Origin of the sequence: Stenotrophomonas sp. AS1 (assembly GCF_048957655.1) — a bacterium.
Classification (GTDB): Bacteria; Pseudomonadota; Gammaproteobacteria; order Xanthomonadales; family Xanthomonadaceae; genus Stenotrophomonas; species Stenotrophomonas bentonitica_A.
Genome location: NZ_JARVXM010000006.1, coordinates 253,972 through 266,367 on the forward strand (window position 1 = coordinate 253,972; position 12,396 = coordinate 266,367).

Consider the following 12,396-nt stretch of genomic DNA (forward strand, 5'->3'; position numbering starts at 1 on the left):
GAATCCTCATCGACAGCCTGTCCCCCCGCAGCGCGCCCGTCGCCATCGCCGCCCACAACGTGGGCAAGTCCGCACGTGGCCCGGAGGGTGAAGTCCACATACTGGACAACATTGACATGACCGTCCATGAAGGCGAGAGCGTGGCCATCGTCGGCGCTTCAGGTTCGGGCAAGACCACCCTGCTCGGCCTGCTCGCCGGGCTGGACCTGCCGAGCCACGGCAGCATCGCGCTGGCCGGTGCCGATCTCAACACGCTCGATGAGGAAGCCCGCGCGCAGCTGCGCGCGCGCGAAGTGGGTTTCGTCTTCCAGAGTTTCCATCTGCTGCCGGCCCTGACCGCCGAAGAGAACATCGCGCTGCCGCTGGAGCTGGCCGGCCGCGAGGATGCCGCGCGGGTACGCGAGGTGCTGGAGCAGGTCGGCCTGGGCCACCGTGCGCGTCACTACCCGCGCCAGCTTTCCGGTGGCGAGCAGCAGCGTGTGGCGCTCGCCCGCGCCTTCGTGGCACGGCCGCGCATCCTGTTCGCCGATGAGCCCACCGGCAGCCTGGACCAGGCCACCGGGCAGCAGATCAGCGACCTGCTGTTCGCGCTCAATGCCACCAGTGATACCACCTTGGTGCTGGTCACCCATGACCTGCGCCTGGCCCAGCGCTGCGAGCGCATCTACCAGCTCGACGGTGGCCGCCTGGCCGATACCGTTGCCGGCGTGGGCGCATGAACGTCGTGCGCCACGCGGCGCGTGCGCTGCGCCGCGAGTTCCTGGCGGGGGATCTGCTGACCGTGTTCGCCGCGCTGGTGCTGGGCGTGGCGGTGATGACCGCGGTGGGCACGCTGGTCAACCGGGTGACGCTGGCACTGACCAGCAGCGCGGCGGAAATGCTTGGCGGTGATCTGGGCCTGAGCGGACGCGAGGATGTGCCGCAGAATTTCGCCGAGGCAGCGCGCGAACGCGGCCTGGCCCATACGCGCATGGTCAGTTTCCCAAGCGTGCTGTTCCATGGCGATGACAGCCAGATGGCCAACATCAAGGCAGTCGCCGACGGCTATCCGCTGCGCGGCGAACTACGGGTCAGCCGCACCCCGCATGACACCGCCAGCGAGACCGCGGGCACGCCGCCGCCCGGCCAGGCCTATGCCGATCCGCGGCTGATGCAGGCGCTTGGCCTGCAGGTGGGCGATGCCCTGGAATTCGGCGCAGGCACGTTGACCGTGACGCGGGTGCTGCAGGCCGAGCCGGATACCTCCGGTGAGCTGATGCAGCTGTCGCCGCCGCTGCTGGTCAATCGCATGGATGTGGACCGTGCCGGCCTGCTCGGCCCGGGCAGCCGCGCCTCGTACCGAATGATGTTCGCGGGCGAGCCGGCGCAGATCGCCGCCTTCCGCGAGTGGCTGACGCCGCAGGCCAAGGGCTACCGGATCGTCGGCATCGACGATACCCAGCGCGGGGTGCGCGGCGCATTCAATCTGGCCGGCCGTTTCCTGTCGCTGGCCGCGTTGCTGGCGGTGCTGCTGGCCGGTGTCGCCACGGCACTGGCCGCCAACCGCTTCGCGATGCGGCGCATCGACCAGGTCGCGATCCTGCGCTGCCTGGGCGCGCGCCAGCGCGACATTCTCGCGGCGATGGCCCTGCAGCTGGTCATGCTGGCCGTACCCGCCTGCCTGGTCGGCATCGGCCTGGGCATGGCCGCGCAGGCCGGGCTGGTGCAGGCGCTGGGTGGATTGATTCCGAACCGCCTGCCCCTGCCGCAGGCCACGCCGGCGCTGAGTGGTGCCGGCATCGGCCTGGTGCTGCTGCTCGGCTTCGGCCTGCCGCCGCTGCTGCGCCTGCGCAGCGTGCCGCCGATGCGCGTGCTCAACCGCAGCTTCGCGGCGTTGCCGCCGAGTTCCATGCTGGTCTATGCGGCCGCGCTGGCGGCCACCGTCGCGCTCACGGTGCAGGCCACCGGCGACGTCAAGCTGGCTGCGTGGGTGCTGGGCGGGCTGGCCGCGCTGGCGGCACTGGCCGGTGCGCTCGGTGCGCTGCTGCTGTGGCTGCTGCGTGGCGTGCAACCGCGCCTGCGCGGGCGCTGGAAACTGGGCCTGGCCTCGCTGACGCGGCGGCGCGGGCTGGCGGTGATGCAGCTGGTCGGCCTGTCGCTGTCGCTGTGTTCGCTGCTGCTGCTGTCGGTGATCGGCCCGGGGTTGTTGGCGCAGTGGCGCGACCGCCTGCCGACCGATACGCCGAACTACTTCCTGATGAACATCCAGCCGGAGCAGCGCGATGCGGTGCTCTCGACCCTGGCCGGGCTGGGCGTGGTCTCGCCGGGCATCGAGCCGTTCAGTACCGGTCGTCTGCTGGCGGTCAACGCGCGGCCGCCGCAGCGGCAGGCGCGCGAGGACAACAGCAACGAGGACGACGATGCCAACCGCCCGGTCAACTTCTCGTGGCGGCATGATTTCCCGCCGGCCAACACGCTGCTCGGCGGAACCTTCTGGAAGGCCGGCAGTACCGCGGCGGAAGCCTCGATCGAACAGGGCTGGGCCGAGCGTTACGGGATGAAGCTGGGCGACACGGTCACGCTGCAGATGGGCGATCAGGAGCGCAGCTTCACGGTCACCAGCATCCGCAAGGCGGACTGGGATTCGTTCCGGGTCAATTTCTTCCTGCTGCTCAACGAAGGTGCGGTGGCCGATGCGCCCTACAACCTGATCACCGCCTTCCACCTGCCGCGCGCGCAGGCACCGGCGCTGGCCGGGCTGACCCGGGCGTACCCCAACATTTCGCTGCTGGACATCGACGGCATCCTCGAGCGCGTGCGCGAGGTGATCAACCGGGTGACGCAGGCGGTGCAGCTGGTCATGGGCTTCAGCCTGCTGGCCGGTCTACTGGTGCTGCTGGCGGCATTGCAGGCCACGGCCGGCGAGCGCCGCTATGACAGTGCGGTGCTGCGCACGCTGGGGGCCACGCGGCGCCAGCTGCGGGGCGCGGTGCTGGTCGAGTTCGGGGCGCTGGGCCTGTTGTCGGCGTTGCTCGCGGTGGGCACGGCGGCGCTGCTGGGCAGCGTGGTGGCGCGGCAGGTGTTCGAGTTGACGCTGAGTCCGCCCTGGGGGCCGTTGCTGCTTGGCGGTGGGCTGGGCGTGCTGTTGAGCATGCTGGCCGGCTGGTGGGGCACGCGGCGGATCCTGCATACCCCGCCGGCGCTGGCCCTGCGGGAGGCATGAGCACGCGGCGATGACACAGGCACGGGGCGTGCCTCGGTATGCTGCACGCCCCTACCCCCCTGAGATCGCCCGGATGCCCGGCACCCCGTTCACTGCCTATCTGTATCCCGTACTGCTGCTGCTGGGCAGCAACATTTTCATGACCTTCGCCTGGTACGGGCATCTGAAGTACAAGAGTGCGCCGTTGATGACGGTGATCCTGGTCAGCTGGGGCATCGCGTTTTTCGAGTACTGCCTGCAGGTACCGGGCAACCGCCTGGGCAGTGCGGTGTATTCGGCGCCGCAGTTGAAGGGCATGCAGGAGGTGATCACCCTGGTGGTGTTCGCGGCCTTCTCGGCGTTCTACCTGGATCAGCCGCTGAAGTGGAACCACTGGGCCGCGTTCGGGCTGATCCTGGTAGCGGCATTCCTGATGTTCAAGGAATGAGGGCGACGCCCGCATTCGGGCCGCCACCGGCTGCGAGTCGGTGACAGCTGCGATGGCGCGGCATCGTCGCCGGGCCGGCCCGTCGTTTCAGATTACAGCTGGATCACCGGCATGCCGTCGGCTGCCCACGCACCGCCGCGGCGAGCGGCGGTGGCGCAGCAGCAGTCGTCGACCCAGAGCTCGCCTTCGGCCCCTTCGACGTGCCCGATCCGGCGTGCGGTTGTCGCCCCCAGGGCCGACAACGAGGCCAGGCTGGCGGCGAGTTCGCGGCCTTCGCCGACCTGAAGGCGCAGTGCGCACATGCGCCAGGCGTCGTTGCCCAGGCGCACGGCCAGGCGCCGCCACAGGCGCTCGGCGACGCCGGCGTCGTTGACCGGCTCGGGGCGTGCGGGGAAGGCGGAAACCAGGCGGTCCCAGGCGAGGAAATCGCTGTCCGGCAGCAGGTACAGCCGCCAGCAGCAGCGGCCGCGGGCATCGACGAAGCACAGGCTTTCGCGGATGCCTTCGCTGTCCATGCCCTGGCAGGCGTGGGCAGACACGGCGTGCTTCCAACCGCCCAGTTCACTGCTGTCCGGGCGGTACAGGCACAGCACGGTGCCCAGTGAGGCCAACTGTGCGGCCGATGGCAGGCCGGCGATGGGATGGCGGCCCGGTGGGCGGCCGACGGAAAGGGCGCGGCTCATGGGATCTACCTGCAATCGGCGGTTGCGGGGGAGACCCTCGACCCACGCCGCGGGCCGGAGCCGACGGCGGAGTGTCGAGGGGGAGAGAGCTGGGATAACGGCCTGGCCAGGGAAGGCACGGATCGCGTAGCCACGCGGTCATCGGTGCCTCCCCGCGGGGGAGGCAGCGCCGTTACTTGGTCAGGATCAACTTGTCGTTGCTGGTATGGCGCAGGCGATAGAAGCGGTCGCCGTGCTGGATCAGGATTTCACGGCGGCCCTTGAGCAGGGCTTCGCTGTCGATCACTTCTTCGGGCGGGACCACGCGGACCGGACGGTCGCGGAGGGTCAGCGTTTCGGGGCGCAGCAGTACAGCAGCTTGAGTGTTCATCGTCTGGACTCGTTGCGAGGGGCGAGTCAAATGATAATGATTCTCAGTTGACAATCAACAACCATTCTCAATTTGATAGATGGCATTAATGATCGAACTTCATATATCAATAGATTTTGTCAATGGCACAGCGGAGAAGTGTGCCGCTCAAGGGGATTGCGGAGCCGGCCAGCGGCCGGCACGAGCTTCCACCGGTCGGGTACCTCGATGTCCCTGTCGCACCGGGATCGATAGTGCCGGCCGCTGGCCGGCGCCCCTGCTTCCCAACCGATCGATCAACCAAAGACCGCGTCCACCTGCTGCCAGACGCTTTCATCGAGCTGCTCGAACAGCGCCAGTGCGCCCAGGTTCTCTTCCAGCTGGCTGACCCGGCTCGCGCCGAGGATCACGCTGGACACGTTGGGATTGCGCAGGCACCAGGCGATCGCCAGTTGCGCCGGGGAGACCCCCAGCTGCGCGGCCAGCGCGGTATAGCGGCGGACCCGCTCCAGGCGGTCGCTGCCGTCCTCGAGCACCTGCGCCTTCAACCAGCCCAGCTGTTCCTGGCCCAGCCGCGACTGCGGGTCGACGCCGGCGTTGTACTTGCCGGTCAGCAGGCCCGAGGCCAGCGGCGACCAGATCGTGGTGCCCAGCCCCGCCTCGGCATACAGCGGCGCGTACTCGCGCTCGACCCGCTCGCGGTGCAGCAGGTTGTACTGCGGCTGCTCCATCGACGGGGCATGCAGATGGCGTGCGCGGGCGATATCGACCGCTTCCTGGATCTGCGCGGCCGACCATTCCGAGGTGCCCCAGTACAGCACCTTGCCCTGGCGGATCAGGGTATCCATGGCCTGCACGGTCTCGGCGATCGGGGTGTCCGGATCCGGACGATGGCAGTAGTACAGGTCCAGATAGTCCACCCGCAGGCGCCTGAGCGCGGCGTGGCAGGCGTCGGTGACGTGTTTGCGCGACAGGCCCTGCTGGGTCGGGCGCGGGTCGTCGACCGCCCCGAAGAACACCTTGCTGGAGACACAGAAGCCATCACGGGGCAGGCGCAGGTCGGCGATCACATCCCCCATCACCTGCTCGGCGCGGCCGCGGGCATAGCCCTCGGCGTTGTCGAAGAAGTTGACCCCGGCATCCCAGGCGGTGGCGATCAGCTTGCGGGCCTCATCGCGGCCGATCTGGTCGCCGAAGGTCACCCAGGCCCCGAAGGACAGGGCCGAAAGCTTCAGGCCGGTGGAGCCAAGACGGCGATAGAGCATGTGATTCTCCTGCTGCGCGCCCGCAACCGGGCCGGATCGATGCCGGTAAGTGTAGAGGGTGGCGCACAGCGCGCGCAGGCCGGCCGCGGCGATCTCACGGCCCGTGACACACCACGCGCCAAGCCAGCCATGCCTTGTCGATACAGGCCCGATCACGACCGATCGGCTCGCAGACGCTGCTTTTCCTTGCCCCGCCCTTGCCGCTGCTCTAGGCTTCCCGTTTTTCGCGGCGCCCCAAGGGAAGTCTCATGGTCGAAGGTTTGGGCAGGATTGGCTTCGGCCTGTTCGGGTTGGCAGTGCTGATCGGCATTGCCTGGTTGTTCTCGAACAACAAGCGGGCCGTCGACTGGCGCCTGGTGGTCACCGGTATCGCACTGCAGATCGCCTTCGCGGCGGTGGTGCTGCTGGTGCCGGGTGGCCGTGATGTGTTCGATGCGCTGGGCAAGGGCTTCGTCAAGATCCTGAGCTTCGTCAACGAGGGCTCGGGCTTCATCTTCGGCAGCCTGATGAACACCGAGCAGTTCGGTTTCATCTTCGCCTTCCAGGTCTTGCCGACCATCATCTTCTTCTCGGCGCTGATGGGGGTCATGTACCACCTCAACGTGATGCAGACGATCGTGCGTGCGATGGCCTGGGCGATCACCAAGATCATGCGCGTGTCCGGTGCGGAAACCACCAGCGTCTGCGCCAGCGTCTTCATCGGCCAGACCGAAGCACCGCTGACGGTGCGCCCGTACATCGCCAAGATGACCCAGTCCGAGCTGATCACGATGATGATCGGCGGCATGGCGCACATCGCCGGCGGCGTGCTGGCCGCCTACGTGGGCATGCTCGGTGGCAGCGATCCGGCCCAGCAGGCCTTCTACGCCAAGCATCTGCTGGCGGCGAGCATCATGGCCGCCCCGGCGACCCTGGTGGTGGCCAAGCTGCTGGTGCCCGAAACCGGCACCCCGCTGACCCGCGGCACGGTCAAGATGGAAGTGGAGAAGACCTCCAGCAACATCATCGACGCCGCCGCGGCCGGTGCCGGCGACGGCCTGAAGCTGGCGCTGAACATCGGTGCGATGCTGCTGGCCTTCATCGCGCTGATCGCGCTGCTGAACGCCCCGCTGACCTGGCTGGGTGACGTGACCGGCCTGGCCGCGATCATCGGCCGCCCGACCGACCTGTCCACCCTGTTCGGCTACCTGCTGGCTCCGATCGCCTGGGTGATCGGTACCCCGTGGGCCGATGCCACCACGGTCGGCTCGCTGATCGGCCAGAAGGTCGTGATCAACGAGTTCGTGGCGTACTCGGAGCTGTCCAAGATCGTCAACGGCCAGGTGCCGGGCATGGTGCTCTCCGACGAGGGCCGCCTGATCGCCACCTACGCGCTGTGCGGTTTTGCCAACTTCAGCTCCATCGCGATCCAGATCGGTGGTATTGGTGGTCTGGCACCGGAGCGCCGCCACGATCTGGCCAAGTTCGGCCTGCGTGCGGTGCTGGGCGGTACCATTGCCACCTTCATGACGGCGACCATCGCCGGCGTGCTGACGCATTTCAGCTGATATCCGTTCCCTGAGAAACAGTCTTTATGAGTAGCAGTGTCGTCGTAATCGGTTCCTTCAATGTGGATCATGTCTGGCGTTGTGAGTCGCTCCCGGCCCCGGGTGCGACCATTGCCGGCCGCTACAGCACCGGTCCCGGCGGCAAGGGCTTCAACCAGGCCGTGGCCGCTCGCCGTGCCGGCGCCCCGACCACGTTCCTGTGCGCGCTGGGCGATGACGCCGGCGGTGCGATGGCCCGCGGCCTGGCCGAGCAGGACGGTTTCGCGCTGACCGCCGAGGCCAGCAGCGAGCCGACCGGCACCGGCGGCATCTATGTCGACAGCCGCGGCCGCAACACCATCGTGATCGGCCCGGGCGCCAACGCCGCGTTGAGCCTGGGTTTCGTTGACCAGCAGCGTGCGCTGCTGGCCGGTGCCAAGGTGGTGCTGGCGCAGCTGGAATCACCGGTGGAAACGATCGAGGCGGCCCTGGCCATCGCACGCGAGGCCGGTGCCACCACCGTGCTCAACGTCGCGCCTGCCGATGCGCCGTCCAGCATCGGCCTGCTCAAGCTGGCCGATGTGCTGACCCCGAACGAGACCGAGTTCGCCGCCCTGCTCGGCCGTCATGTCGGCGAGCGCGTGGATGCCAACGATGTCGCCGCGCTGGATGGCGCCAGCCTGCATGCGCTGTGCCGCAAGCTGGTCGGCAACGGCACCGTGGTGGTGACGCTGGGTTCGGTGGGTGTGTTCGTGTCGCACGCCGAAGAGAACCTGCGTGGCGATACCCAGCCGTATTACCGCGTGGGCGCCGAGCAGGTGCAGGTGCTGGACACCACCGGTGCCGGCGATGCGTTCAACGGTGCGCTGGTGGCCTCGATCGCGCAGGACCCGGAGGCGGCCTTCGCCCGTCACGTGCGGTTCGCCAACCAGTTCGCCGGTCGTTCGACCGAGAAGGAAGGCGCCGCTGCGGCGATGCCGCACTTCACCCCGGGTGATGCCGAGAACAAGTAAGCGTCACCGGTGTGGATATCGGAAGGCCAGCGTTCGCGCTGGCCTTTTTTTGTTCTGCTCCATCTGGGTGAAATCAAGAAGCGCCCTCTGAGCCTTTCCGGGCGAGGCCTCGAGTAGGTCGAGCGCTGGGGCGCGATGCCCTTGCCGGCGAATGTCCCCCGGCGTCGGCCTGCGGCCGCCCCCTCCTCCTTTATTTCGCCCACAAGGGCATCGCGCCCCACGTGTCCAGACCACTTGCGCTGCATGGAAAGCACGGCTTCTCTTCTGCCTACCGCGAGCCGGAGCGCCGTAGCGGCCGGTAGGCCCCTGGGCAAAATCAAGGAGGAGGTCGTCGCTGTGAGGCGGCGGCCGGGGGACATTTGCCGAGGGGCCTACCGGTCGCTACGGGGCCCTTGAGCTCGCGGTGATCCACAGCGCCAGCGCGCCCACCAGGAGGCCGGCAAGCACGTCCAGCAGATCGTGCTGCCAGGTGGTGAGCGTCGAGACCAGGATCAGCCCACAGGCGCCGTGCCACAGCCAGCGCAACGCCGCCGTATCGGCCAGCAGCCAGCGCCGCCATGCCTGCCAGACCACCATCAGTACCGCGGCATGCAGCGACGGCGCCATGTTGAACGGCGCCTCGAACGCGCGCAGCTGGGCGAACACCAGTCCGCTCGCGCCATCCGGCTGGGGCAAAACGCGCACGTTGCCGGTCGGCCAACACACGAAGGCGAGCATGCAGGCGGCCTGCACCAGCGCGATGGCCATCGCATGGCGGCGCAGCGCCGATCGGGTCGGACAGAGGAAGAACGTCAGCGGGTACAGCAGGTTCAGCGCCAGGTACGGCCAGATCGTCCATGGCCAGAACGGGATCGCCTCGTCCCAGCGACCGTGCAGGCTGTAGGTATGGGCCTGGCTGGCGGCCCATTGATTGGTCCAGCTGTAGCCATGGATGAACATCGCGCCGAGCAGCAGCATCCACAGCATGGCCTCGCGCCAGGGCGGATGCGGGAGCGGAGCGCGGGCATGAGGCGGGGTGGGCACGCGCGCACCGTAGCAGAACGTGGCAAGCGTGTTTGCCGCTATCCTTGCGCTTTCGCGGATACCGGGACTGTACGCAGTGGCAGCAGCAGGCAGTCAGCAACACGCACGTACGCACGCGGACACACCGCGCTGGACGCGCAATCCGGCCTGGGCCCTGTTTTCGCAGACCCATTCGCAGCGCCCGCTGCTGCTAGTGTCCGGTGGCGCCGACGAATTGTATGTGGTCGACGAGGCCGATACCCCGACGGTCATCGAACGCATCCTCGGCCATTGGCAGGACGACACACTGACGCTTCTGCAGGACGATGCCGACTGTGGCCCGGCGGTCCGCCAGTTGATGCGCCTCGGCGTACTGGTGCCGTCGCAGGCGGCGCGCCCTGTGCGCCGCTATGCACTGGATTGGCTCGGGGAACCGCTGCCTGGGCTGGCCGAGGCCTTCGACCAGCATGCTGGTGCGGACCTGCAGCGCGTCGATGCCGCCGCCGATGCTGATCTCCTCGTGCTGGTCCGCCACGGGCTCGGCTGGGAACAGGCCTTGGCCCGCTACGTGTCACATATGCCGGGACAGCCGCATCTGCTGCTGGACCTCAGCTATCACCACACCCTCGCGCTTGGACCCTATGTGGTGCCCGGCCAGACTGCCTGTGTGTATTGCCTGGGCAACCGCGTACTGCGCCGCTGGGGCGAAGCGGTGGTGCCCGCGCGGCCGGAAGTCGCAGCGCAACCGGCACGGATCGCGGCGCTGGTCGCGCCGTTGCTGGATCAGCTGCACCTGTTGCTCGGCTATCTCGAACGCAGCGTCTGGCTCGACCTGCATCGCCTGCATGGGGAACGCGACCGGGTGCTGCGGCTGCCATGGTGCCCCGCCTGCCAGGGCGGTGAGATGTCGATGCCTGCACCGCTGCCGCTGCCTTGGGACACCGGGCGCCCGTGATAATGTGGGGCGTGCGCCGGGCGTTTCCGCCTCGGTCAACGGAGTGACCCCATGTATCGCCTGCCGACCCAGTTCGATGCCAGTGCCTCGCGCCAGGACCTTGCCGCGGCAGGTGGCGGCTCGACATCGACTACCTGCAGTTCCTGCGTCGTCACCCTGCTCGGCACCTCGGTACTGTCGGCAGTGGTGCTGGGCAAGCTGGAACCCGTCGCGCCCGCCGCCATCAGCAGCGCCGCAGACATCCCCCCCGTCACCGTCGATACCCCCACCGAGCGCCACGGCCAGCCACCTGCGTTGCCGCAGGAACCGCCCAGTGCCGTCACTCCCGATCACCCGGCGGCACCGGCACCGGTGATGCCGGCAACCGGCCTGAGCCGCACCAGCCGGATACTGCTGGGGCTGTTCGCCTTGCCGCTGGCCGCGATCGGCGGCGGCATTTTCATCAGCACCTCCAACCCGATATTCGGGCTGTTCGTCGCCGTCGGGCTGTATCTCGGCATTTATGCCTTGGTCTATGAGCGCGCGGGGCGTTCGCTCGGGCGCGGCATCGGCATCGCCATCGGGCTGCTGCTGGGCCTGTTCGCCGTGGGCGCGCTCGAGATGATGCTCTGGCTGAGCGTGATGAAATGAGCCGCGCCGCCGTGCAGGCGGCAGAGCCGGAAACGCCCACGCTGTCGTCGCACCTGCTGCACGGCGCAGCGCGTCCGCGCTGTGGCCTGGTGCGCCCGGCCCAACCGATCGAGGCCAACCCGTGCGATGCAACCGGCCCCTTGTTCGAGGGACGGCGCGTACACAATGCCGCCACGCCGGCCGACCCGGCCAATGTCTGGCAGGGCGTCTCGGGCGCGGTTGCGCTGGAGGCCGCTGCGGCCGCCGACGGCGCGGTCGCCGAGGCGCTGGAGCGGCTGGCGGCGGCGCAGGCGAGCCTGGAAGTGCGTCGTCGCGATGCGCTGGCGCCCACACAACGTCTGGACGAATCGGCGTTCGCGCTGTTCTCGGCGAGCCAACGCGCCATGCCGGACTTCCCGTGGCCGATGCCCGAACGCGACGAGGACCTGTTCGCAGCGGTGCATGCGCTGGACGACAACCGGGTCGCCTGGGTGCCGCAAGAGCTGGTTGGACTGGGGCCGCGCAGCGGCCAGGCGCGATTGCCATCGACGTCCAGTGGTCTGGCGGCCTGGCGGGATGGGCGCGATGGCGCCTGGCTGGCGCTGCTGCGCGCGGCGCAGGAACTGCTGGAGCGCGATGCGCTGGCAGTGACATGGCTCAATGGCGTGGCCGGCCGGCGAATCGCGCTGCCGGCGCAATGGCACGCCCATGTGGACGCGCGCGGTGGTGAACTGCAGGCGTTCGACCTGACCCAGTACTGGAATCCGCACCCGGTCATCGCGGTCGCCGGTGGCATTCCCTTCGAAGGCCGCCCCCGCTACGTCCTCGGCATCGCCTGCCGCGCCGATCCGGGCGAGGCACTGCACAAGGCGCTGCTGGAATGGCAGCAGGCACTGACCTTTGCCGCGCATCTGTGTGGCCGCGAAAGCGCCCGGCTGCCACGTGAACCCGCAGCGCTGCGCAGCTTCGACGAGCATGCCGCCTTCTACACCCTGCGCCCGGAGCTGTGGCCGCAGCTGGCGCTGCTGCGGGAGGCGGGCCGCAGCACGTTGCAGTTGCCCCCACCCGGCGCAGCGGATCGCCCGGCCGCGCCGCGCGCGATGGGCGAGCTGGATCAGCTGCGGCGCCGGCTGGGCCGTGCCGGCATCGCGCTGTACTACCGCGAGTTGACCACCGCCGATGTGGCCGCGGCTGGCCTGCGGGTGATGCGGGTGTTGTCGCCACAGCTCAGCGGTCTGCATGCCGACGAACGTGCGCCGTTCCTTGGTGGCCGCTGCCGGGACGTGGCATGGCGCTATCCCGGCGTGCCGCACGGCGGCGCGTTTCCCAACCCCTTCCCGCATCCATTGGGCTGATCCCCGAGGA

General features: G+C 68.7%; 12 protein-coding genes. 8 read left to right on the plus strand and 4 right to left on the minus strand.

What is annotated here, in order from left to right; translation table 11 throughout:
- The first annotated feature begins 44 nt into the window (after positions 1-44).
- The 3 genes from PV764_RS10155 (at position 45) to PV764_RS10165 (ending at position 3,629) form a co-directional block, all read left to right on the plus strand.
- Entirely contained in the window at positions 45-719 is a 675-nt protein-coding gene (locus PV764_RS10155) for an ABC transporter ATP-binding protein (RefSeq protein WP_399619003.1), read from the plus strand.
- On the plus strand, positions 716-3,202 hold the full coding sequence (locus PV764_RS10160) for an ABC transporter permease (protein WP_421116547.1): 2,487 nt from the start codon (positions 716-718) through the stop codon (positions 3,200-3,202). Before PV764_RS10155 ends, PV764_RS10160 begins: the two co-directional genes overlap by 4 nt.
- A 73-nt stretch (positions 3,203-3,275) precedes the next feature.
- On the plus strand, positions 3,276-3,629 hold the full coding sequence (locus tag PV764_RS10165) for a DMT family protein (protein WP_019182446.1): 354 nt from the start codon (positions 3,276-3,278) through the stop codon (positions 3,627-3,629).
- Between the two features lie 92 nt (positions 3,630-3,721).
- Here the strand turns inward: PV764_RS10165 and PV764_RS10170 are convergent, their stop codons facing one another.
- The 3 genes from PV764_RS10170 to PV764_RS10180 form a co-directional block, all read right to left on the minus strand.
- A complete protein-coding gene (locus PV764_RS10170) occupies positions 3,722-4,312 on the minus strand; it encodes a hypothetical protein (protein WP_019182447.1) in 591 nt (196 codons plus the stop codon).
- Between the two features lie 172 nt (positions 4,313-4,484).
- On the minus strand, positions 4,485-4,682 hold the full coding sequence (gene hemP, locus PV764_RS10175) for a hemin uptake protein HemP (protein WP_019182448.1): 198 nt from the start codon (positions 4,680-4,682) through the stop codon (positions 4,485-4,487).
- Between the two features lie 275 nt (positions 4,683-4,957).
- On the minus strand, positions 4,958-5,926 hold the full coding sequence (locus tag PV764_RS10180) for a potassium channel beta subunit family protein (protein ID WP_421116548.1): 969 nt from the start codon (positions 5,924-5,926) through the stop codon (positions 4,958-4,960).
- Between the two features lie 248 nt (positions 5,927-6,174).
- Here PV764_RS10180 and PV764_RS10185 point away from each other — a divergent pair, with 248 nt between their 5' ends.
- Together PV764_RS10185 and PV764_RS10190 are read left to right on the plus strand one after the other, a co-directional pair.
- On the plus strand, positions 6,175-7,473 hold the full coding sequence (locus PV764_RS10185; RefSeq protein ID WP_019182450.1) for a NupC/NupG family nucleoside CNT transporter: 1,299 nt from the start codon (positions 6,175-6,177) through the stop codon (positions 7,471-7,473).
- Between the two features lie 26 nt (positions 7,474-7,499).
- Positions 7,500-8,465: a ribokinase gene (locus PV764_RS10190; protein ID WP_019182451.1), complete on the plus strand. Its 966-nt coding sequence runs from the start codon at positions 7,500-7,502 to the stop codon at positions 8,463-8,465.
- 381 nt (positions 8,466-8,846) lie between these two features.
- Here PV764_RS10190 and PV764_RS10195 read toward each other — a convergent pair whose 3' ends face one another.
- Positions 8,847-9,431 carry a phosphatase PAP2 family protein gene (locus tag PV764_RS10195; protein WP_019182452.1) on the minus strand — a complete coding sequence of 195 codons (585 nt, stop codon included), beginning with the start codon at positions 9,429-9,431 and terminating at the stop codon, positions 8,847-8,849.
- A gap of 76 nt (positions 9,432-9,507) precedes the next feature.
- Between PV764_RS10195 and PV764_RS10200 the strand changes: the two genes are divergently transcribed.
- The 3 genes from PV764_RS10200 to PV764_RS10210 are packed head-to-tail and all read left to right on the plus strand — an operon-like array spanning position 9,508 to position 12,386.
- Positions 9,508-10,422: a hypothetical protein gene (locus PV764_RS10200; protein ID WP_421116549.1), complete on the plus strand. Its 915-nt coding sequence runs from the start codon at positions 9,508-9,510 to the stop codon at positions 10,420-10,422.
- Between the two features lie 51 nt (positions 10,423-10,473).
- Positions 10,474-11,052: a hypothetical protein gene (locus PV764_RS10205; RefSeq protein ID WP_046273664.1), complete on the plus strand. Its 579-nt coding sequence runs from the start codon at positions 10,474-10,476 to the stop codon at positions 11,050-11,052.
- Positions 11,049-12,386, plus strand: a complete 1,338-nt coding sequence (locus PV764_RS10210) for a YcaO-like family protein (RefSeq protein ID WP_421116550.1) — start codon at positions 11,049-11,051, stop codon at positions 12,384-12,386. Before PV764_RS10205 ends, PV764_RS10210 begins: the two co-directional genes overlap by 4 nt.
- The last annotated feature ends 10 nt before the right edge of the window (positions 12,387-12,396 follow it).

Coding starts and splice junctions, on each gene's coding strand:
- PV764_RS10195 (WP_019182452.1), bottom strand. CDS start 9,431: ATGCTGTGGATGCTGCTGCTCGGCGCGATGTTCATCCATGGCTACAGC.
- hemP (WP_019182448.1), bottom strand. CDS start 4,682: ATGAACACTCAAGCTGCTGTACTGCTGCGCCCCGAAACGCTGACCCTC.
- PV764_RS10185 (WP_019182450.1), top strand. CDS start 6,175: ATGGTCGAAGGTTTGGGCAGGATTGGCTTCGGCCTGTTCGGGTTGGCA.
- PV764_RS10180 (WP_421116548.1), bottom strand. CDS start 5,926: ATGCTCTATCGCCGTCTTGGCTCCACCGGCCTGAAGCTTTCGGCCCTG.
- PV764_RS10170 (WP_019182447.1), bottom strand. CDS start 4,312: ATGAGCCGCGCCCTTTCCGTCGGCCGCCCACCGGGCCGCCATCCCATC.
- PV764_RS10165 (WP_019182446.1), top strand. CDS start 3,276: ATGCCCGGCACCCCGTTCACTGCCTATCTGTATCCCGTACTGCTGCTG.
- PV764_RS10160 (WP_421116547.1), top strand. CDS start 716: ATGAACGTCGTGCGCCACGCGGCGCGTGCGCTGCGCCGCGAGTTCCTG.
- PV764_RS10205 (WP_046273664.1), top strand. CDS start 10,474: ATGTATCGCCTGCCGACCCAGTTCGATGCCAGTGCCTCGCGCCAGGAC.
- PV764_RS10210 (WP_421116550.1), top strand. CDS start 11,049: ATGAGCCGCGCCGCCGTGCAGGCGGCAGAGCCGGAAACGCCCACGCTG.
- PV764_RS10190 (WP_019182451.1), top strand. CDS start 7,500: ATGAGTAGCAGTGTCGTCGTAATCGGTTCCTTCAATGTGGATCATGTC.